This window comes from Nostoc sp. ATCC 53789 (assembly GCF_009873495.1).
In the GTDB taxonomy this organism is placed as follows: Bacteria; Cyanobacteriota; Cyanobacteriia; order Cyanobacteriales; family Nostocaceae; genus Nostoc; species Nostoc muscorum_A.
Genome location: NZ_CP046705.1, coordinates 86,072 through 107,812, shown reverse-complemented (window position 1 = coordinate 107,812; position 21,741 = coordinate 86,072). Strand labels below are relative to the sequence as shown.

The following is a 21,741-nucleotide window of genomic DNA, read 5'->3' as shown; positions in this document are numbered from 1 at the left end:
CAGTATCACGATACAATAACAACTCTAATTGTTAAGACTTGTGAAGACTAAAATATGTAAGTAGGAGATAGTAGACTATGTAAGCTTTTTAGAGGAGCGTCTGCTAAAAAGTATGTACTTTTTTTAGTGAAATTAAGATAAAACAGGACTCAAAGGAGCTTAATAAAAGGTGAATGCTAAAGAAGCTATCCAAGCCATAGATGACTTAGTGTTTGCGAAACAAGGGAGGTGGCTAGAGGAACCAGAAAAAATTGTGCTTAGATCAGCTTGGCTTGATCTGGATTATAAGGACATAGCAGAGAACAGTCTCTATGATATTAATCTTTTGCAGAGGCGTGTAGCACCTAAATTGTGGGTACTATTAACAGGGATATTAGGGAGTGGAGAAAAAGTCACCAAGAAACGACTGCGGGGCATTGTAGAAAAACAAATATTACTAGCTGACAAGGAACCAGCAAAATGGAATGAAGCTGCTGCTGGTGTACCTATACTTTCAGGAAATTTGCCTGACACATCTAATTTTTATGGACGAACTCCTGAACTAGCGATGTTAAAAGAATTGATAGCTCAGGAACGTTGTGTAGCAATTGTAGGGACGGCAGGAGTCGGTAAAAGTGCTTTAGTTGCTAAATTGGTTCAAACTTTGCGTATGGGGTCGTATGAATTTAATAATTTTATTTGGAAGTCAGTTTCATATAGTCCGTTACTTACAGATTTAGTTGCTGACCTGCTTAGAATTTTGGCTTATTCAGAAAATCAGGAGCTAAATTTACCAGAATCCATCCAAGCTAGGACATCTAAATTGTTTGACTACCTGCGTTCACATCGTTGTTTAGTGATTCTCGACTCAGCAGAGTCGTTATTACAGGGAGACAGAAATACCGATTCCAATGCCTACGGCAGGCAGTATGCAGAGTATGGCACGTTCTTTAATAGAATCATAGAGGAACAGCATCAAAGTTGTTTACTGCTAACCAGTCGTGAACCATTTATTGATTTTAATCGTCTACAAAAAAAAGGACAACCAGTTAGGACGGTAAAACTTGAAGGGTTGGGAAAGGAAGCTTTAGAGATTTTTCGTTTGTACGGGTTGACTAATGAGGATAAATGGGGAGATTTAATTCAAACTTATCGTGGAAATCCTTTATCTTTAAAAATGCTAGCTGAAAAGATTCAAAGATTTTTTTGTGGAAGTGTAAAGGATTTTTTAGATTTTCAAACTGTATTGATGACAGATATACTCCAAGAGAGCTTAGATGAATTATTTGAAGAGAAAGGTCGTTTAACTATTTTAGAGAAACGGATCATGTTCTATTTAACAGAAGAGCTAGCTCAAGAGTCTGTAAATTCAATTACACTAAGCGAATTGCTTAAAAATTTTAAAAATAGACAAAAATGTGAGGTAACGACCTCAGAAGTACTTGAAGCTATAGAGGCTTTATATGAACGTTCTTTAATTGAGCAAGAAAGAAATGATAGTAAAGAAGTACTATTGAGTTTAGAGCCTCAAGTTGTAAAGTATGTTTGCACCTATGCTTTAAAATTAGTTCAAAATGTAGTTTATGATTTTAAATCAGCTTAATCATTTCTAATAACTTAAACGTGTGAGTTATTGTATCAATCCTAAGTGTAAACAGCGGCAGAATCCTGACGATAGTGAAAGATGCCTTAATTGCGGAACCGAACTGCTAATTGACCAGAGGTTTCGGTTAATTAAGCCATTACGCCCTTTAGACTTCCGTTACAGGACAGAAATTTTTGAAGTAGTGGATGATAAAGGCACTCGTAAAGTTATGAAGGTGTTACGATCGCAAAGACCTAAGGAAATCAGCTTGCTGGAGCGAGAAACACTGACATTGCAGTTATTTGATCATCCTGGTATTCCTAGAGTTATAGACGATTTATTCACTGTTACACCAAACAATAGTTATATAGATTTGCATTGCTTGGTGATGCAGAAATTTGATGGACTGAATTTAGAACAATGGGTGGAAGCTAACGGAATGATATCTCAAGCTTTAGCTGTGGATTGGCTTACACAAATAGTAAAAATTCTTGATGAAGTACACCGGAGTGGTTTTTTTCATAGAGACATTAAACCTTCTAATATAATTATTCAACCTGATGGACAGTTAGGTTTAATTGATTTTGGTGCAGTTCGAGAAGTAACTCGTACATATCTAGCGAAAGTTAGTGGGAGTGGGGGAAATGATATGGGGCTTGGTCAGCATGAAGTTACAGTACTTGTAACGGCTGGCTTTACTCCCCTAGAACAAATCAACGGGCAAGCAGTACCACAATCAGATTTCTATGCCTTAGGGCGAACGCTAGCATATTTAGTAACTGGAATTCATGTACTCGACCTGCCAACAGACCCAAATACAACAAGACTTATCTGGAGAAACAAAGCACGACACATTGAAAAACCCTTTGCAGATTTGCTAGATGATTTGATGTCTCCGGCACCAGCGAAGCGTCCACTATCTACACAAGCTCTTTTGCAGCGTTTGGAGGAATTACCATTTAAATCAAAACTTCATCGTGTAATCACATCGAGATCATTTCAGTTGGGTGCAGTTGTTTTAGCGGCTTTAACTTTTACTGGGTTGTTCTATGTATCACTCCCTTTTATAGCTAATTATTATCTAAATCAAGCTAAAAAAGCTCAAAAAGAAAATCGTTTTATAGATGCTAAAGAAAATTTTCAAACAGCGATTAACTTAAATTCTCAACTATCCCCTATAGTAGCAGATTATTTTTTAGAACAAGGTAAGAAAGCTCACAAAGAAAACAAATTGCTTGATGCTGAAAATAATTTTAAGATAGCAATTAAATACCAAGCTAATTTGACTTATTCAATCTCCAGTTTCTATACTGATCTAGGATTTCGCAACAAGGACGATCCTTATCTTGCTAGGAATAACTATGAGCTAGCCATTAAATATAATCCTAAAGATGATGTTGCCTATAGCAATTTAGCAGTAGTGTGTCAGCAATTGCAAGACTATAATTGCGTGAGTAATACTTATGAAACGATTTTTAGGTTAAAGCCAAATAAATGGGAATCACACTACGGGTTAGGTTTTTTTTATGATGGACAAGGTAAATATGATTTAGCTGAGAAGCAATATAAACTAGCTATTAAAAGTAGTAGTGAAGCTGTATTTGCTGTTGCAGCTTTATCAAGATTGAAGAATAAAAGTGGTGATTATAATACTGCTGTTACTTTAGCTTTACAAGGTTTAACTAAAACTGAGAATAGGGAGTTACAAGCTTCGTTCTACAAAGATTTGGGCTGGGCAAGATTAATGCAAAATAGATTGAGCGAGTCCCAAAAATATTTGGAAAAAGCGATTGATTTAGATGGTCAAAGAATAGATGCTTACTGCCTATTATCTCAAATACAAGAAGCTTTAGGTAAAAATGATGATGCTAGAATTTCTATAGCAGCGTGTATTTTAGGCAAATCTGGTCTGCCCGAAGTTATTATGTGGAGAGAAGATTTACTAGATCGTATTCTAAAAAAGTGATAATCTGCTAACAAGTGATATAAATAGCAAGAGAAAGTGAGAATTAGTACAAAAATTATTGTATTGTCCTGCTTAAGTATCCTTCTGATTAAAGATGTGCCACTTCTGGGCAGTGTACCTCTTACAAGAGTAAGAAGAAATCAGGTTCGCTGTAACCCGGCACTCGGAAGAGTAATGAATAAAGGAGACAAACATTTTGAGCCAGGAAGTTTGGTTTGTCAAGGAGAGCGATTAGAAGTTTTGAATGGTGGTTATGTAAAATTCTTATGCCTGAGTTCAGGAAATATTTTAGATTTATCAAGTGGAGCTATTCCTTCTGATAAATGTACAATAACTGATACGTCTAGCTCTAGTTGCAATCCAAGTAACATACATGTGTGCTTAATTCGAAAAGGTGGAACAGGAGAAGAGGATAAGCCTACAATTATTTATCCTTATACCAGTTCATTAATGAAAACTCGACCAGACATAGCTTGGCGTTCTGTTCCAGGTGCTACTTCTTATAAAGTGAGAGTAAAAGGGTATGAGTTTGAATGGGAAAAAACTGTAGATGAAAATAGAATTACTTACCCTCCAAAAGAAAAAGAATTAGTATTTGATCAAGCATTCAATATCTCTATTATTGCTTATAGAAAAGATTCTGCTCCCACTGCGGATTCGTTTGTAGTAAACTTATTTTCTGAGCAAGAAATTAAACTGGTTTTAGATATAGTAAAGCAAATCAATTCTCTAGATTTACCTGAAGATGAAGCTGTTCTTGACATAGATGCTGTATATGCATTTAGAGGTTTATTGGATGAAAGCCTTGAAATATTAAATAAGGCAGTCACGGCAGGTAGTAAAAATCCGACCATTTATAGGGTATTAGGTGAGCGCTATTTTGAAGCAGGTTTACCAGACGAAGCTAAACGCCAATATTTGACAGCATCTGAATTAGCGAAAAAAAGTAACAATTCATCTGAGTTTAAAAAAGTAGAAGAGGGGTTAAAAATAATAGATTTTTATAACCAGCTACCAACGATTAAAAAGGGTGCCCAGTAGTAAGGATGAGCATATTTAGGATTTTTCATTAATGCTAATTGCGCCTGTCTTAACGCCTCTGCTTTAGTTAAACCTTTTCTTAATCCTTTGTAAAATTCTTCCATCAGTTCAACAGTGGAGTTTGCTTCTACTAACCATAAGGTTGCTACTGTACTTCTTGCTCCTGCTTGTACTGCAACTCCAGCAATTCCTAAAGCTGATCTTTTATTACCCTTAGCGGTTTGACAGGCGCTTAAAACTAGCAACTCAATTATATCGGAGCTAGTTTGAGTTTTATTTCTTAATAAGCTGTCAAACTCTCTAATATTAATTTGTCGATCATAAGCTAAAAATCCTGTACGTATAAGTTTAGAGCTAAATTGTCCATGAGTACTAATGTGAACAATAGGAAAATTTTCTTCACTTATTCTTTGCCTAAAGTGAGAACTAGTAAATTCTTTATCTAATAAAATAAGTGAAGAATTGGTTAGTTTTCTGACATCTTCTGCTTCTTGTTTTGCTTGGGGCAAAGCTTCTGCTCCTGGAGGAGCATTTGAATCTGTCAAGCTGGGACTGGGTATAGACAGAGCAGCGATGAAAGCTTTCATCTGATCTTGTCGTAAAGGCTTAGGAATTCGGACTCTAGAACCCAAAGTTTCTGAAAAGCTATAACGCTTCACCAAATAATCTTTCCCGTCATGTAGCAAGTTCATGGGCAGACTTTGAAAAGTTTTATCTAAAATAAATATTAATGTACCGGAGTCAGGCAAATATTTTTTTAAAGGTTCAATTAACTCTTTATATAGCACTTGATAATGTGAAGTAATTATATTTTGCTTAGTATAAAGGAGTTTTTCATCTTGTAGAATTTCTAACAAGGTGTTGACATGAGGTTTAACTAATTTTGAATCAACGGAGTGGTGATGAGGGGAGCCGCTTGGAGATTGAACAATTACTTCTATGCTATCGTTCAAATCAATAATGTGAATTATTGCTGGGGTGTCATTCAAGTTTTGAATTTTATTTAAAGCAACAAGGTCGAGTTTACCGCATTTGAGATAATCCTCTAACTCTACTACTTGAAGTTGTTCGTAAGTTTGGCGTATTAACTCTAAATTAGGAGAAGGACTTGCTGCTAGTAGTCGCATGTAATTGCGATATACAGGCTCTACTTTTTCGTAAAAGAAAAACTGTGAATCTAAATTGCTAGACAAGAGATTGCTGCGAATTTGCGTAATACTGTCAATAGCCGCACCATAAGCTTGGATAGCTGCTTCAGTTTTACCTTTTTTCTGATATAAATCCCCTAATTGCTGTTGCCATTCATAGAGAACATCCACATCATTAATTGACTGAGCTAAACCCAAAGCTTTTTTAAAATATGTTTGTGATTCCTCTGGATTTAGCTTACCCAAAGTTCCTAAACTTTTAGATTGTAATCGTTTACTGCTAATATTTTTAGCTATTTCTAAGGCAGATAGTGTATACTGAATAGCTATTGAATGCAACAATTTGTCTGGAATCTTGCTGAGGCTATTAGCAAGTTTTAATCTAGCTTGAATAGATTGCTCATCTGATAATTGAGAAAATGCTGAGGGATTTTGTAGTATTAGCTTTACTAAAGGTTGGATATCCTGATCAACTTTTGTGTAGGGATCTCCTAGCTTAGATTTATCTTTTAGCCATTCGTCAAAGTCCAACAATAAGCTTAAGTGGTTTAACTGAGCTTGAAGTTTTATACCTAATGAAGAGTTTTCCTTGCTCTCCAGTAATTGATATGTTTTAAATGATTCTTGTGCCTTCTGAGGAATAAGATTTATGATTGTGTCTCTAAAAACTGGTTCCTCTATCCACTTATACTCACTTCGGGCTCGTTTATAGATAGACTGTTTCGTATTACCTAAAGATAATATGATATCGCTATCGTTATTTGAAGGTATTTGCTGAACGAGTAATAACAACTCTTCTAGAACTGCTTCAGATTCGCTTAATTTTTCAGTCAGGCGCAATACTTCTCCTAAACTCTGTAATCCAATGAGATTTACTGGCGTTGGATTTATCTGATGAATTAGTGTTTTTATCTGTTTATTTATTGATTCAGATGATTCTAATATTGTTGGGTTACAGATCCAAGCGTCCAACTTCAAAGCTTCCAAAAGGGTTGTACAAGCTTGAGAGTACAAACCTAATTTATTTAGAGCAAAATTTTGATAAACTAAGCTTTTTGTAATGCCCTCAAAGTTGTTTTGTTGGCGGTAAAGTTTCACTGCTTCTCGCCAACTTTTCAGAGCTTCTGTTGGCTTATCTTGATGTAATTGTTTTTTACCTCTTTGGATTAGTACTTCAGCTTGTTGTAGATGTATTTCTTTACTAGTGGATTGAGCTAATGACAGAGATGATTGGCTCAGAATTATTGAAAAAGCTATAATGCCCAAAAGAGCATATTTTATACAATATTTCCATTTAATCACTGCTTTGCTGCACTTTTACTGATGGGAATATTCTTGTTGCAGAACCAACTGAAGAACAAGGGTTAGTAGCCAAAAAGCTATTATGGCGTAGTTGATTAGGTATTGTTGCGACTAATTCGATGTTGCCTTTAGAATCTATTATCCAACCCTCAGCTTCCACAATTTTTGCAGTTTCTTTTGTTATGGACGACTGTGATTCATGCGGAAGTTTATCAAGTTCAAATGAGACAGAATCGCTTTCTAAAAAAGGCTGGCTATATAGCTGCTCATCAGAGTCAGGCGGTGGACTATTACTACTACGTATAGTTAATATATTTTTTACTAAACTTGACTGTGCTGATTGTGCAGCACAGCCTGATGCTATTTTATGAGATTCTTGAATGATTTTTGGAATTGCTATAGTACCACCGATAGGATCTCTATTCGTCAAATCAATTTGAACTGTACCATCAATTCCCAATTGCGAAGTTGCGGTGATAAAGCTATTGGGAGAGAAAAAGAATCCAAGAGTATCAATGTTAATATTACCACCACGCCCCTCAAATGCATTCGCTGAGATGCTGCTATTCTCTGAACCAATTAGGAAAATTGTGTTTATATTAATATTGCCGCCGTTGCCACTACCAGTTGGGACAAAGCTGTAGGGAAAGTCGATACCTAAAAGACGATAAGCCACCTGCGAATTACTGGCACTAGCACTGATAATGCTGTCAACTAATTGCACTTGACTTGCCTGTATAAAAATATTTCCTCCGTCTGCCAATGCGGTTGCAGCACTAATGGAAGAATTATTCTTCATAGAAACTATATTTGCATCAATATCTACCTTACCTGCCGTACCAGTACCTAAATTACTTACGGTAATTGAACCTTTAGATAGAGATAATCGTTCAGTTTTTATTTTTATACTTCTAGCTGCTCCACTTACCTTTGAAGATAGTCCTAAAACCTGTTGTATTAAAACAGGGGGAGATACTGCGTATGACGATATTCCAGATAGAAATTCATAAGAGAAATCTTTTGTATTGACAGGTGTTGTAATACTGATCAAATTAGGGGCTTCAATTGTGATATCTCCAGCATTACCGCTAGAAAAAGTATAAGAAGCAATAATACCTCCGTTGTCTAATATAATTTCAGGCGAGATAATTTTCAAATTCCCGGAATTTCCAGTTTTATAAGCTCCTACAGCTACTTGACTTGGGGAAGAAAGAATAGGATTAAACCCACTCAATTCAACACCACGAGCTGCATTAATGAGCAATTCCCCACCTGTACCAGTACCAAAAGTTCCAGACGTTATAGTACCTCCATTTAAAGCAGTTAATTGACCTGTATTAATTGTGATATTTCCACTTGTACCAGCACTAAAAGTATATGAACCAACGCCACTAGCAATGCTAGCAGTGGTAGGGTTAATAAAGGAAAATCCTTTGATTTCTATAGATTCAGAAGCATTAAGAAGTATGTTGCTAGCGCTTGCTTGTGTAAACGTCTTGCTATTTATAGCTGCTCCATCTTCAAAGCTCAAACGCTTAGTTGAAACTACAACATCACCTACACTTTCTCCCAAAGTTTCTATTTCAATTCCACTAGGGATCATTCCATCCGTAGAGGTACCGCTTAATTGAAGTAAATTTGAAGCCTGTATACTTATACCACTTCCGGCTTGAGTGTCTTGATTTTGAATCAACGCAACCGATCCTTCAGTCAGAAAAATTTGTTTTCCTACTAGTTGAACGGCACTATTCCCAGAGCCGCTAGCATCTACCAATGCTCGTTTAGACAATTCGATATTTTGAAAGTTTTCTAATCCTGCATATCCGAATACCCAACCAGAAGTTGTCGGATTTAAGGTAACTATTCCATTACCAACGCTACCAAGTTCTACCCGCCCTCCTGGTGCTGTCAAATTGCCTCCTTCTAAAGCAATGTTACCCCCTATCAAGGCTAAGGTTTTCTGCGGTAAAACCCGCAGACCATTGTCGCTAGCACCTGCCTTTGAAATGGGTGAAAACAAGGAAGAAAGACCCAAAGTATGACCTGAACCTTGTACACGGATCTCACCACTATTGCTTTCTAAGTTCAAACCTATGGGTGCGCTTACAGTTAAAAGAGGAGTAGTTTGAGTCTCAATCGTACTAAACTCCGTTTCATTAGCAAATTTCAAGCTACTCGCTGTACTTGCTAAAAAAGAACCACCAATGTTCAAGCTGGCATTGGAACCAAAAATAATACCATTGGGATTAATCAGAAAAAAATTAGCTGCACCATTAGCTCGAAGTAATCCATCAATGTTAGAAACAGACTTACTGTTACTCGACTAACAATGTTTTGAATGTCTCCCCCATTGTTGAAGTAAGCTGCGCTCCCAGTGGGAATAGAAAACTGGTCAAAGCTATGGAAGAGATTGCTACCTGCTTTAGTTCCTCCATTGATAATACTAATATCACCATCAATAATAATCCTGGAATTGATGGGTAGAGTTGAGTCTGGGATAATTTGTGCTTTTACTACTTCAGAAGTCAACAAGCAAGCCATTGTACTTACTTGTATAAGTTTAGTGAAGCTGTATATTTTCATGAAATTAGATAGATTTTATGTTGTAATTTCAAACTATGGAGAAGATACTTGGAAAGATAAGATCATGTATTGTAGTAATCCACGACGACTAAGCCTTTCTAATCCTTTAGTTGCTCGGTAAGTTTCCTCATCTCCTTCTCCCCGCATTAATGAGTTAACTACTGGGTAAGTTGGTAGAGTATTACGAGTAATATTCTCTGTTTGAACTAGCTCAAAACCTGTAGCTTTAGCTAATTCTTTGTATTCAATAAGAGGACAAAAATTAACTGGACGAGAGCCATAAGTACGAATAACAAGAGTTTTAGTAGCTTTCTCTATTAATTTCCAGGTTCGGTAAAAAGCCTGGATAGGAATAAAATCACAAATAGTTAATCTTCCTCCTAGATGTAAAATTCGCCTTGCTTCCCTAAAGAAATGCTCACGGCTAGAGAATGCAAAAATAGACTCAACTGCCAAAACTACATCAAAAGAATCATCGGAAAATGGTAATTGGCAAGCATCAGCCTTAAGAAATTTTATATGATTATTCGGTAGCGCGTGTACTGTTCTCTCGGCTCTAAGAAGCTGTTCATTGTTAATATTTATTCCAACTAAATTCATATTGGAAAAACGCTCATTGAGACTAGCAATTGTTCCTCCAAATCCACAGCCTACATCAAGAATGCTTAAACCATGTTGTATTTGTGCAACGTCAGTAATAAGATGAGATAAGTTCTCTGCTGCTATAGCAAAATCTGCAATTGAACCATCAGCTTTAGTTGGATCAGACCAATAACCCCAATGTAAATGCCGACCAAAAGCTAATAATGCATCAGCATCCCCTTCAGAAAACTTTTGTGTCAAACTATCAAAATAAGGCAGGCTAATTGAATAATTACTAATGTCGGGACTCAAAACTTTTCCCCTTTACTATGAATCTGTATTTTGGCATCTGTTACATTGTATAAAAAAACTTATTTTTATAGATTGCTTATTATTGGTGATAGCAGAGCAGGCGTATCATGTTAGAAAAATATTTTAAATGATTCTCATACCAAGCTGCGGAGCTTTGTTTGCTTTACTAGTGTACTTTTCATTTTTTAGCAAGCTGAGAATTGATTCTATCTCTCAGGAAAAAGTAATATTTGATACTATTCCTTCTTCAAAACGAAAAATCAAGGGTTTTGACTATTTCGCAGTGAGGGAATAAATAATTACATATAAACTCTCATGAGAGAAAAGCTTTTTTCCAGTGAAGATCGGGATGATAATATTGAACTTAAGGTGTAGGGCATCTGTGAAAAAAGCCTAAAAAAAGTGCATTTTGTCAATCAGCTAAAATACTCAAGATATTTTAGCAATAATGACAATAGTAGCTGGGTGGGGGAAGGAGGCGAGTGTCAGACTTAGGCGTGGTTAAATATCTCCGAAAGCCAGCTACTAAGTTGGATTTATTACCTTGGACTGCAAAGGTGCAGACACTTGTGCAATCAATCTAAGCTCTCACAAGTGGCCCCTTTGAGAGCATTTTTGTGCTTTGCAAGGGTGCGATGGCGTAACCGCCCGCCAGAGGCGATCGCAAAACAGGTATTTGACCAACGAGGAGAGCGATAAGTCTGACGGTATAGCTACGCTTACCGCTTACGGCTGGAACAGAAGGAGAACAAGCATTTTAGGAAGGTGGAAGGCTTTGAAGTAGTTGCGCGAGGGGCTGTGATGGGCTTACGCCCCGCCGGATACTGTTGGCGAATATAATACATAGTTGTGTTTTCAAGTATCACTTAAGCTCAAACCTTCAATCTGTCGTTGCGACTTTTAGTTGTAACACTTTTGTTTCTGCGTTTGTAATACTTTCGCTAACAGTATCCCGCCAGAGGCGATCGCAGCCTGTACTATTCTGTAGATAGAACATTTGAGCCTTGCCTTGAATTATGGGCTATCGTCTTCAACGTATATAGATATGGAAACAGCAGATGTAATTGTGATTGGAAGCGGTCAGGGCGGAATTCCACTTGCAGCTGACTTTGCATCATCAGGTCGAAACGTCGTTCTATTTGAGCGCGATGCATTGGGAGGCAGTTGCATAAACTATGGTTGCACACCTTCTAAAGCCTTTCTAGCCTCTGCCCATGCCGCAGGTCGCGCAGGGCAAGCGGCAAAGTTAGGCATACACGCGCAGGTCGAGGTCGATTTTTCTGCGGTGATGGAGCGTGTACGTAGTATTCGCAGCCAGTTTAACCAGGGTGTCAAACGGCGACTAGACAGTGCAGGGGTTAGAGTCGTCTGCGCTGAAGCTGCTTTTACCGGAGAGAGAATTGTAAGTGGAGGAGGTATGACTGTGCAGGCTCCGATCATCGTCATCAATACAGGGACATCCTCCACCATTCCTGACTTTCCGGGTTTAGCTGGAACGCCTTATCTGACCAACCGAAATTTCTTTGATTTGCAGCAGATTCCGCCCCGGTTGCTCGTGGTCGGCGGTGGCTATATTGCCCTGGAGTTAGGGCAGGGAATGGCACGTTTAGGGAGCCAAACCGAATTGATTGTGCGGGGCGATCGCTTGCTGGCTCAAGAAGAATCCGATGTCAGTGCTGTGCTTGCTGATGCCTTTGAGCAAGACGGAATTGGACTGCATTTCAATGTGACGGTTCAGCAGATTGATTATACCAATCGTGTGTTTACCCTAACGCTGAACAATGGTGAGGTACTGGATGGAGAAGCATTGCTGATTGCGACTGGGCGCAAACCGAATACTCAGGCATTAAATTCTGCGGTGACAGGTGTTGAATTAGATGCACAGGGTTTTATTAAAATCGACGAGCAATTTCAAACGACTTGCGCTGGGATTTATGCGATCGGAGACGCTGCCAAGCAGCCTGCTTTTACGCATGTTTCTTGGGAAGACTATCGTCGCTTGAAAGCTATTCTGTGTGGCGAACACCGGACACGCAACGATCGGGTGTTAGGCTATGCCGTCTACACTGAGCCACAAGTGGGTCGAGTGGGTATGACGCTAGAGCAGGCTCACAAACAGGGCATTACTGCCCGCGAAGTCACCCTGCCAATGGCTCACATTGCCCGTAGCATTGAGTGGGGGCACGATCTGGGTTTCTACCGCATGGTCATCGACACCCAGACGAATTTGATTTTAGGAGCAACGCTGGTTGGTTACGAAACGGCTGAACTGGTGCATGTCTTTTTGTCACTTATGGAAGCTAAAGCAACGTGGCAGGTACTTGAACAATCGGTTCACATTCACCCAACTTACGGTGAGGCATTGCCCAGTCTCGCAAGGCTACTCGTTGGAGATGATATGCCAACCTGTCCCAATATGTAACAAAGGAGCAACCAATAACTATTAACTTGAATATGGGCGATCGCTTCAAGATATCTGCAAGGGGTCGTATATTGATCAGTGCAAAGATTCTCAGTGTCAAGATAACCCAGGCGAAATTCTAACAACGACTCTTGTACTCCAAATAAAGTTATCCAAAATGCAATACTCACGGTCAAATAATCAAGCATTAGCCGTTGTTTTACCCGTGTGTTGAAGAGGGTATTTCTAGAATAAGCTGAAATTTAATTCAGTTGTCAGAATTGAATTCAGGCTTTTGACAACTGAAGTTTTTCTTATTAACTGTGGTATTCGGCTGATTTTCGTTAAAGTATTCTTTCATCGGTGCAAAATATAAAAAGCAATGAAAAACCCCAACCTGTTTAAAGGATGGGGGCATAAATAAAAACTCTATATTTCCATGATGACACAACTCAATATTGCTACGAGCCAATTGGTACTGGAGGTGGAATAATGAACAAACCACTATCCAGACGTAAGAGAGTTATCCCTGGGGCATCTGAGGAACCAAAGCTAGCAACCGACTCTGCTGCCGAAAATACTTCTGAGCAAGATAACCCAGCCTCAGCAACGATTACGGTGACGGCTGTTGAAGTAACAGAGTTGACCCAGGAAGAACAAAGCTTACGCCTGCATTTAGAACACCGTGTGGAGAGAGCATTTTTAGAGGCAGGTCAGGCGCTGATGGAGTTGAGAGACAGACGGCTATACCGTTCCACGCACCAGACTTTTGAAGAATACTGTCGCGTTCGCCCTTGGCGTTGGCGAAGCCATCGCTTCAATTATAGTCGTGATGCAGCGTACTTAAAGATTTCGGCTACTGTCGTTTATGAGAATCTTCAAAAGTTTTTGCCGACCATTGGTCGGCAAATTCCAATGCCGACCAATGAACGACAATTGCGCTTTTTGGCGAAAGCCGAGTTGGAACCTGCTGTGCAAGCGGATGTTTGGCAGCAGGCAGTAGAGCAAGCTGGCAATAAGATTCCATCTGGTCGCATAGTGAAAGATGTTGTAGATAGGATACGCGAAAGTCCGAAAGGAAAGTACCCAATCCTTACCACGTTGGGGAGATATGCGTTCTTCTGCCCAAAGATAATCCAGACTTGAGAGGTAAAGCGGGTTATTGGGGCGTAGTCAGCCATGTTGGAGAATACAGTTGTACACTCCAGATATGGGACGGTGACTATACCGTAAAAATCGAACACCTGAAATCACTGGAATTACTTGATGAAGATTGCTTTTTTATGCAGCAGTTATGTGTAAGGTTACGGCAGTTGCATCAAGTGGCGACCCGTGACTCTTCTGTGGATTGGCTGTTGCAGGGTTTGGGGAAACAAGCTAAACCTTATTTATCTTCGTTGCAGGCAAAATTGCTGGCGGCTGTGGAACGGGAGTACAAAATCGAGTGGAGGCAACAGAAATCATGGTGCAGCTAGGAAACAATAATTTAATGCAACAAAGTTTACTTAACGAGTTTAGTTTCAAATATTTCTCGCCACAATTCAAATTCAGGACAATTGCACCAAAGGGTAACGAACCCATCAAAAAGTTTAGTTTCTGAATTTCCAGCTCCCCTTGGAAGAACTTGGATCAAGATAGGAATATCCAAATCACATTTCCAATTTTCTATTTCTTTTTGAAGTTGGGCAATAGTGTCTTGATGGAACCCTCGGTCGTTGTTGGAACACTGAACAAGTAAACATCCATTATCAGAATCTTTGACTCGCTTGATCGAGAAATTAATCTGCGTCCACATTGATTGGACTTCATTGAAAATATTAGGCAAACCATAGTGATTGCCTAATATTGCCTTTCGGCGTTTCGATTCACCCATAAGCCCCCCTCAGCAATACAAATTTTGACAAGGATGACGAAGAAGATAAGGAATCTCCTGACGACGAGTAAGCTCAATAGCGCTCAGAGTAACCCTCTGGGGGTTATTAACTACTAATACTATTGTAACGATAAATCAAGGGTTTCAAGTATTTTGCAGTTGCAAGAATTGGGGATTTTGCCAAACCTTATCTGTCATCCTTGCACGCTTTGCTGCTGGCGGCTGTTGAGAGAGAGTACAACCTTGTGTGGAAGCTTAGTAGAGAATTAACACCCATTTCTAGCGTTTTTAGCAAGCATAATTTTCCCTGTGATGTAGGCTTGAGCGATCGCTATTCGCCGTAACTTGCCACTGCTAGTTTTTTCTAGTTGTCCTGGGCGAATGAAGAGTATATTGTCCACAGGGATTTTAATACCCAGCTGGTTGAGAACAATCTCGCTGACTTGGCGCTGATGGTCAATTAATTGCTGAAGAACACTGGCCTGTTTGGTTTCTATCAAGATGATAATGCGGTCATCAGCCTGAATTGTCGCAACTTTGCTCGGTTGTACAAACGGTAGCGATTCTATGGCATGTTCAAAATCACTCGCAAAATAACTTTGACCATTAATTTTGAAGCGATCGTTCAGCCGACCTGTGACGAACAACTCACCCTCGCTAATTACACCCAAATCACCAGTAGGGAAAAAACCATCACAATTGTAAAAAGGGCGTTCGCTTTCAAAATAATTATCGACCAAAGTCCCGCCTCTGAGTTCAACTTCACCAACTTCACCCTCATGGCATAAAAGACCATCTTCAGTTCTTAAACGGATATCAAATGTACTCAACGCTTGACCTACGGAAATAGCTTTGCAGCCATTTGCCAAAGTCACAATCCGGGGAACCTCTTCTAACTTACAGCAGGAAATCATCAGGACTGCCTCCGCCATGCCATAGCAAGGCTTAATTGCTGTAGCTTGCAATCCATAGGGTGCAAGCACTTCCAAGAACTGATGTAGTTTGTCTATATTAATTGGCTCACTGCCATTGAAAACCATTCGTAGCTGGGTCAAGTTTAAGTTGGCAATTTCTTCTGGATCGGTAATTGCCAAGCGACGGAGACAGTAGCTAATGGCAAAATCTGGAATAACTGCGATCGCAATCTTTTTTTCTGACAGTTCGCTCAACCACTCCACAGGATTCATCAAAAAATGCATTGGAGTACTTAGGTGCAAGTTATGCCTCAGGTATAGCGTTGTGAGCAAACCACCGACTAATCCCATATCATGATAAAGTGGCAGCCAACTTGCAGTTGCATCACTAGGTCTATTTTGAGCATGGTTAGCGATCGCCTGCATTTGTGCCACAATTTTCCCATGAGTGACTGGAATGCCTTTGGGGAAAGAAGTTGAGCCAAAAGAAAACTGCACAAAAGCAATATCAGTATCTGTAATTGTTGCAAAATTTGCTGATTCTTGGGGCTGAATATCTGTGTCTGGTAACTGTAGACGCTGGAGGCTCAATTCTAAACTTCTAATACTAGGTGCTTCCAACACAAATTCAGCTTGATATTGGGTTGTAACCTTCGTCAAAAATTCCAGGTAGCTCTCTTTAACAACACCCATGCTGTAGGGTTTGACTGACAGTGGAATTGCTCCCAGTCCAACTAAAGCAAAGAATGCAATAATCACACCTTCGGTTGTTTCAAAAGGAAACAGAACTCTTGAGCCAGCTGCCACACCCGCAGCCCGAAAGTACTCCATATAGGCTGCAATCTTCTGGTACATCTCACAATAGGCGAGAAACTTAGACTCAGCAGCACGATCCTGTCTTAAGAACAAGCCCAAGTGTGAGTCAGTATTCTTGAGAGCCTGAATCATTGCGATCGCGGTCATCGACAGCTTAGTTCTGGGTTGTAAGCCTTGCATTGTTTTGACCTCAACCATCTTGTTGCTTATTTTCATCGAGAAAATCCTGGAGAGTTCTAAGTGATCGTTCAATTGAATCAATGAATGCTACTTTCACAAGAGCATCGGCAGCAACCTTTGCAGTTCCGTTTTTGAAAATCTCAATAATTTGGTGAAAAATTACTTGATAATAGTAATTTTCCTCCGTGTCTTTGAGTTTCGTAATAATCTTGACCTCTCCAGGTAATATTTCATGGCTATAGTTGACTTCAATACGAGCAACTACAGGAATAATCCTCTGTCCGTGAAATAAGTTGTGATGCTCAAGCCATGACCATCGCCCTGCTTCTAGGTATTCGAGAACAGTGGCATTATTGACGTGACCCAAACTGTCAAGGTCATTTGGGCGTACCTGAAGTTTTAGGTTAACAGCTTCAAAGTTCATAAGTGGGTTGGCGTGAATATTTATTATCAAGGCAAGGTAGAAGGTAGAGGAGCCACTACGTTGCAGAGGTTTCCTCCGAGCAAGTGGCGTGGCAGAAGGAGAGTCATTTGCCGTCTTGGCGCTTTGCGTCGTTAGCGAGTCTTCTCCCTTGGTGCTAGCCTCTCCCTTTGGGAGAAGGGGAGACGCTACGCGAACGAGCGTCTGGCAAAGTGACGAACCCGAAGGGGAAGAGGGTTTTAGTTAACTTTACTTTTTGTTACACACTGCTGTTTATTTGCACCTTTCTACTGCCAAGTCGCTGCAATCATGGCTGGGGAGAGATAGCCACAACAGTAGACACATAATCCCCACTGTGAGATATGGAAAGGTGAACAGTCCAACCTTGAAGCTGAAAATGCTCTGCCAGTGAGCCGTAAAATTCAAAGTAAGGCGCGTAACGGGAATTATGTCGCACTTCTACATCTGTCCAGTAGAAATTAGTGGCCATTGCCAAAGCCTTAAACAAGGCTTCTTTAGCTGAAAAAGTACCTGCCATACTTTGGAGAGGGTTTTTACTTTGGCTGAAGTAAAGGCACTCAGTGTTTGTAAAGAAAATGCCTGGAACTTTCAAAGCTTCAACTGTTGTTAGTTCTGCAATCAGTTGAATATCGTGCCCCAGTCCAATTAACATCCCACCAGATCCAGCCACTTTTGTTCAACTTCAGCCGCAGAGTTTACCTGAATTCCTGTAATTTGTCTGAGAGCAAAAAATATCAGACTTTGTTTGCGCTCAATATTGTCTGGCAGAACCATCTCATACTTGATGGAATCCCACCAGTTGATGTGAGAATCCCGCTGCTCAAGATGTTGGCGGTTACTACCATAAAGTTCGCCCCCTTCTCGCACAAACAAGTGTGCAACAGCAAATGCACCTTTGGGTGAGTACTCTTTACTATCAACTAAAGCTTTGGCAAAACTTATGAAGTATGTCATATGCTGCGATTCATCAGCAGCAATTTGCTTAAATAGCTTTTTCAATCCAGGGTCTTGAGCAACACTAGCACACCAAGAGTAGTTAACCGTGGCTGTAATCTCTGAAATCGCTAATAATACTAGTGTTCTGAGCATGTCATCGTCGGGAAAAATCTTCCGAAACTCAATGAGAGTCTCGTCACTGACAGGTTCTAGACTGAGTAGAGTCGATAAGCGATTAAGTGTGGTTTCGTGAAAGCTTTCTTCCTCATTCCAGTAACGACTCCAAGTACTACAAGCTTGCATAATGCTTGCTAAAACTGGATTGCGATCTTGCCAACGACGACACTCAGCATCAGCCAATCTAGCCAAGCGATCGGCTCCTGGCTTGGTAGTCAATTCTGCACGTCCAGCATTCCAGAGATTAGCTTTGTCAAATTTATTCACAGCCTCCAGGTTAATTGCACCAATCATTTCCACTGCACTCCATCGGCGCTTTTCATGAAAATAGTGTTGTTCCCATATTAAATCAACTAAAGAGCTTCGTTGCTCGGCAACAATTGCATATAAGTTACTGACAATATCAGATCGAGAAATTGTATTTACCATAGTGAAGATATTTGAATTTAATTTTTAAGTTTTAGAGGTTTTTGAAAAGCCTTGGTGACTGGAAGTCGCGGCTACATAAACAAAACCCATCTACCTTTCTCTTCGAGACGCTGACGCATAGCTTTTTCTCCGTTCGCGTTAGCGTCTCCGTTAGGAGAAGGAGTACGGTAATGCCAAGGGCGAACGTGGGTTAAAAAGCTGGTTGTAAAACTAAAAATGAAATTTTTACTACTACCCTTTATTCTCTAGACTCTATTCTCCAAATTAGATTTAAAATTTATCATTTTTAGGTCAAAGTATTAACTGTATCAGCTTCATTTAAAAATGCTTCTAATACATCTGAAATAGGTGTATCAAGAGAGAAAGCTGGCAAACGTATTTGGACTCCATACTGCTTTTTCAGCATATTTGCAGTTTTGGCGAAAACCTCCATCAGATCGATGCTGTTATGTAGATGATCGGAACGAGCAATAATCGCCGATAGCGTCAAGTCATTTTCAAAAATTTCTGCAATAGATAAACCAACATTTTGGGCAAAAATCTCACAGATATAGTCTTTCAAGATTTGAAACTCCTTTGTTGCGGTATTACAGTAAGTTAAATGCTGTTAGTTACAAGTTTTACTTAACATTAATAGAAAATTTGACGTTGTTTTATATGCTGTCGATTACATACAGTAAGCTCAAATTAGCACACTTAATAAAATTTAAGCTGCGTATTTATACTAAAGATGAGTTTCTATGTGTCCAATACGGTTCGCATAAGCAGGGGAGGAAAGTTATTAAAATTTCTCTTCTCCCCCTGCTCAAGAACTGCTCGCCTCAACAGATAACTTTGTTAACCGAACCGTATTGCCAATTACCTCCAACTTCCGACTTATGAATGCTTTACAATGCCATTGAAGATGGCCGAAGTTAGAGAGCTTTTCACCCAGACATTTTGGTTGTGATAAAAATCACCACGCTGCTCTAATGTAAACCCACCCAGCAATAATCCCAACCACACCTCCACCATCGGCATTTGCAACACACGTTGCAGTTTAACTAAAGAAATCTCATCTTTGACATTTATCAGATGGTTAGCGATCGCACTTTGCCATTTTTGGACATCCTCATCTGATGCCAAATTGCGGACATCTTCTAAAGTTGTCACCTCATCAAGCATTGCCAAAACATTTGCTTTTTCAACGGGTGCTGCTACAGAATCACCCTCTTCAGTAGAATGTGAAAATTGGTGTGGGCCATGTGGTTTAAAGATTTGTGGTGTTTGCGGTTCAATCAAATCATCTAAATCTAGGTGCATTGTTGTCCGCACTAGACCAGCAAAGAGATCGGTGCTAACAACAGGCCCCAAAAGACTATTGCGATCGTGGGTATCTTGCAACAGCATTTCCGCACGAGACTTGAGAATATCCGCAACTTGACTGAAGGCAAGCGCTGCGGTTAATAACTGTGCCTCCAAGGGTAATTTTTCAAGCTCCGCATCCAAACAATCCCACATAGCATCAAGGGAAGAAGTTGGTGGAGATTCGGACAACTCATCAAGCACATCCCAGATTGTTAATTGACGATATGTAGTCATCTCTAAGATTATGGATGCAAGGGGCAAGGCCGCACTGGGCAGTAGCTTGAGGTAATTTCAAACATATCCTTATATTGATATAGTGAAACACTGTATTGTTTAGCAAAAGCCTGCAACACCTGATCTGTATAGGCGCGGATCTTGCCAGCCGTTAGCCCAAAGCAGTGAATTGGTTCCAGGCGACAAATAGGCTTTTGCCCCAGCCAGAGTTCTGCCGACATCGCGTGTAATGGTTTATCCCCTGGTTCTTTATACAAATACAGCACTGCAAAATATGTTGCTGGTGGTTCGACTGTTACTGAATCAATTTCTGCTGAATTATTCTGCGAACGGTGGCGGTAAAACGAACGGCGATTATGACAGACTTTGGGATTCCAACACCCGTCCCCTGCTGTTCCATGCAGCACTTTAGCTTGGGTTGTTGGTAACTTGGCGCATAACTGACACTTGGGATCAAGTGGCTTGGGCATACCTTACTCCACTTCCTCTCCGATTGCACGATAGTAAGCAGCGATCGCTGCTTCTTGTTCGCTGCGAAGCGTATAGCGCCGAAACGCTTTCTCGCTTTGATGTCCTGTTAATTTTCGTGCATGGCTGGGGTCAACTCCCAATAGCAATAAGTCAGTAGCGTAAGTATGTCGAAAGGAGTGAGGGTGCAAATCCTCAATATGAGCTATTTCACCAATTTTTTCTACAGCGAAATAAATCCCGTGATAACTCAAGCGTTCACCTTTGTATGAAGCATGGTGTGAAATCATCAATGGACTAAGACTGGTCAAAATCTCTCCCTGCTGTTCGCGCGTAAGCAAATACTCTGCTAAAACTTCCCGGCTCTCTTTTCGCAGTGGAACTAAGCGTGGTTCATTGGTTTTGGTGTCTGGTAAAAATAGCAGCTTGCCATCAAATGACCCAACATTTAGCTGTACAACTTCCCCTGCCCGGAGTCCATGACTGAGAATGTGAACCAGTGCTGTATCCCGTTGCTTTGTTTCTCCCAGCAATTCCAACGCTGACCAAACCTGTTCCATCTGTTCTGGGGTTAAACTCTGGGCTGGTGGCAGTGGTACTTTTTCCAGTTTTATCCCTAGTGTAGGATTAGTAGCAATAATTTCAGGATACGTGTAACACATCCATTTGAAAAAGCTTTTGAGTGCCGCAATTCCCGCATTGATGCTGCTTTTTGAAAGCGCTTTACCTGCATCAGTCCGTATTTCATCACGGAGATATTCTTTATATAGCGCAAGATGACGTGGATGCAGTTCATGATAATGTAGCTCACTCCAAGCCAAAAACCTTTTGAGTTCGCGTTCGTAGAGTTTGCGGCTGTTGGGTGCGAGATTATTGCTGCGTAAAAATTCCAGTACTTTTACCCACCGGATATCGGTTGGTGGTCTTCTAGTTTCTCCTAGCTGTGTGAAATGTAGAGCTTCACGATCAAGGGGAATGAGTTTGATCTCAGGTAAAGAATCTGCGCTGTAGTTCATCCAGTTTTGT

At 40.0% G+C, this 21,741-nt stretch carries 17 protein-coding genes and 1 pseudogene; 6 read left to right on the top strand and 12 right to left on the bottom strand.

Going from position 1 to position 21,741, the window contains the following annotated elements; genetic code table 11:
• Positions 1 to 169: 169 nt before the first annotated feature.
• From GJB62_RS32205 to GJB62_RS32195, 3 genes are read left to right on the top strand one after another with little or no spacing between them, the layout of a single operon-like run.
• On the top strand, positions 170 to 1,582 hold the full coding sequence (locus GJB62_RS32205; protein WP_114085052.1) for an NB-ARC domain-containing protein: 1,413 nt from the start codon (positions 170 to 172) through the stop codon (positions 1,580 to 1,582).
• A gap of 22 nt (positions 1,583 to 1,604) precedes the next feature.
• On the top strand, positions 1,605 to 3,530 hold the full coding sequence (locus GJB62_RS32200; protein WP_114085053.1) for a serine/threonine-protein kinase: 1,926 nt from the start codon (positions 1,605 to 1,607) through the stop codon (positions 3,528 to 3,530).
• 36 nt (positions 3,531 to 3,566) lie between these two features.
• Positions 3,567 to 4,571: a tetratricopeptide repeat protein gene (locus GJB62_RS32195; protein WP_245246297.1), complete on the top strand. Its 1,005-nt coding sequence runs from the start codon at positions 3,567 to 3,569 to the stop codon at positions 4,569 to 4,571.
• Here the strand turns inward: GJB62_RS32195 and GJB62_RS32190 are convergent.
• The 3 genes and pseudogenes from GJB62_RS32190 to GJB62_RS32175 form a co-directional block, all read right to left on the bottom strand.
• Entirely contained in the window at positions 4,532 to 7,021 is a 2,490-nt protein-coding gene (locus tag GJB62_RS32190) for a CHAT domain-containing protein (RefSeq protein WP_245246296.1), read from the bottom strand. The genes GJB62_RS32195 and GJB62_RS32190 overlap by 40 nt on opposite strands.
• A pseudogene (locus GJB62_RS32185) lies at positions 7,014 to 9,562 on the bottom strand (filamentous hemagglutinin N-terminal domain-containing protein). Before GJB62_RS32185 ends, GJB62_RS32190 begins: the two are co-directional and overlap by 8 nt.
• 75 nt (positions 9,563 to 9,637) lie before the next feature.
• A complete protein-coding gene (locus GJB62_RS32175) occupies positions 9,638 to 10,447 on the bottom strand; it encodes a class I SAM-dependent methyltransferase (protein ID WP_245246295.1) in 810 nt (269 codons plus the stop codon).
• Between the two features lie 1,096 nt (positions 10,448 to 11,543).
• Here GJB62_RS32175 and GJB62_RS32170 point away from each other — a divergent pair.
• From GJB62_RS32170 to GJB62_RS37730, 3 genes are all read left to right on the top strand, one after another.
• Entirely contained in the window at positions 11,544 to 12,920 is a 1,377-nt protein-coding gene (locus tag GJB62_RS32170; RefSeq protein ID WP_114085057.1) for an FAD-dependent oxidoreductase, read from the top strand.
• 471 nt (positions 12,921 to 13,391) lie between these two features.
• On the top strand, positions 13,392 to 14,045 hold the full coding sequence (locus GJB62_RS32165; protein WP_245246294.1) for a hypothetical protein: 654 nt from the start codon (positions 13,392 to 13,394) through the stop codon (positions 14,043 to 14,045).
• On the top strand, positions 14,042 to 14,374 hold the full coding sequence (locus tag GJB62_RS37730) for a hypothetical protein (protein ID WP_245246293.1): 333 nt from the start codon (positions 14,042 to 14,044) through the stop codon (positions 14,372 to 14,374). Before GJB62_RS32165 ends, GJB62_RS37730 begins: the two co-directional genes overlap by 4 nt.
• A gap of 26 nt (positions 14,375 to 14,400) precedes the next feature.
• Here the strand turns inward: GJB62_RS37730 and GJB62_RS32160 are convergent, their stop codons facing one another.
• The 9 genes from GJB62_RS32160 to GJB62_RS32120 all read right to left on the bottom strand — a co-directional run bounded on the left by GJB62_RS32160 (position 14,401) and on the right by GJB62_RS32120 (position 21,731).
• The gene (locus GJB62_RS32160; protein ID WP_114085058.1) at positions 14,401 to 14,772 is read right to left on the bottom strand and encodes a hypothetical protein; all 372 of its coding nucleotides are present in this window, start codon (positions 14,770 to 14,772) and stop codon (positions 14,401 to 14,403) included.
• Between the two features lie 266 nt (positions 14,773 to 15,038).
• Positions 15,039 to 16,682, bottom strand: coding sequence for an AMP-binding protein (locus GJB62_RS32155; protein WP_245246292.1), 1,644 nt, complete (start codon positions 16,680 to 16,682; stop codon positions 15,039 to 15,041).
• 10 nt (positions 16,683 to 16,692) lie between these two features.
• On the bottom strand, positions 16,693 to 17,106 hold the full coding sequence (locus GJB62_RS32150) for an acyl-CoA thioesterase (protein ID WP_114085059.1): 414 nt from the start codon (positions 17,104 to 17,106) through the stop codon (positions 16,693 to 16,695).
• A gap of 304 nt (positions 17,107 to 17,410) precedes the next feature.
• Positions 17,411 to 17,794, bottom strand: a complete 384-nt coding sequence (locus GJB62_RS32145; RefSeq protein WP_220186673.1) for a holo-ACP synthase — start codon at positions 17,792 to 17,794, stop codon at positions 17,411 to 17,413.
• Entirely contained in the window at positions 17,770 to 18,666 is an 897-nt protein-coding gene (locus tag GJB62_RS32140; protein ID WP_114085061.1) for an acyl-ACP desaturase, read from the bottom strand. The genes GJB62_RS32145 and GJB62_RS32140 overlap by 25 nt, the downstream gene beginning before the upstream one ends.
• Before the next feature lie 286 nt (positions 18,667 to 18,952).
• Positions 18,953 to 19,228, bottom strand: coding sequence for a hypothetical protein (locus tag GJB62_RS32135; RefSeq protein ID WP_114085062.1), 276 nt, complete (start codon positions 19,226 to 19,228; stop codon positions 18,953 to 18,955).
• Between the two features lie 314 nt (positions 19,229 to 19,542).
• A complete protein-coding gene (locus GJB62_RS32130; RefSeq protein ID WP_114085063.1) occupies positions 19,543 to 20,247 on the bottom strand; it encodes a hypothetical protein in 705 nt (234 codons plus the stop codon).
• 8 nt (positions 20,248 to 20,255) lie between these two features.
• Positions 20,256 to 20,717 (bottom strand): hypothetical protein, encoded by a 462-nt coding sequence (locus GJB62_RS32125; protein ID WP_159402644.1) that lies wholly within the window; start codon positions 20,715 to 20,717, stop codon positions 20,256 to 20,258.
• Between the two features lie 3 nt (positions 20,718 to 20,720).
• Positions 20,721 to 21,731 carry a site-specific integrase gene (locus GJB62_RS32120; protein ID WP_114080973.1) on the bottom strand — a complete coding sequence of 337 codons (1,011 nt, stop codon included), beginning with the start codon at positions 21,729 to 21,731 and terminating at the stop codon, positions 20,721 to 20,723.
• Between the last annotated feature and the right edge of the window lie 10 nt (positions 21,732 to 21,741).

What these genes read in the sequence shown, in the direction of transcription:
- GJB62_RS32170 (WP_114085057.1), top strand. Translation starts at nt 11,544, where the DNA reads ATGGAAACAGCAGATGTAATTGTGATTGGAAGCGGTCAGGGCGGAATT.
- GJB62_RS32165 (WP_245246294.1), top strand. Translation starts at nt 13,392, where the DNA reads ATGAACAAACCACTATCCAGACGTAAGAGAGTTATCCCTGGGGCATCT.
- GJB62_RS32160 (WP_114085058.1), bottom strand. Translation starts at nt 14,772, where the DNA reads ATGGGTGAATCGAAACGCCGAAAGGCAATATTAGGCAATCACTATGGT.
- GJB62_RS32155 (WP_245246292.1), bottom strand. Translation starts at nt 16,682, where the DNA reads ATGCAAGGCTTACAACCCAGAACTAAGCTGTCGATGACCGCGATCGCA.
- GJB62_RS32150 (WP_114085059.1), bottom strand. Translation starts at nt 17,106, where the DNA reads ATGAACTTTGAAGCTGTTAACCTAAAACTTCAGGTACGCCCAAATGAC.
- GJB62_RS32140 (WP_114085061.1), bottom strand. Translation starts at nt 18,666, where the DNA reads ATGGTAAATACAATTTCTCGATCTGATATTGTCAGTAACTTATATGCA.
- GJB62_RS32130 (WP_114085063.1), bottom strand. Translation starts at nt 20,247, where the DNA reads ATGACTACATATCGTCAATTAACAATCTGGGATGTGCTTGATGAGTTG.
- GJB62_RS32125 (WP_159402644.1), bottom strand. Translation starts at nt 20,717, where the DNA reads ATGCCCAAGCCACTTGATCCCAAGTGTCAGTTATGCGCCAAGTTACCA.
- GJB62_RS32120 (WP_114080973.1), bottom strand. Translation starts at nt 21,731, where the DNA reads ATGAACTACAGCGCAGATTCTTTACCTGAGATCAAACTCATTCCCCTT.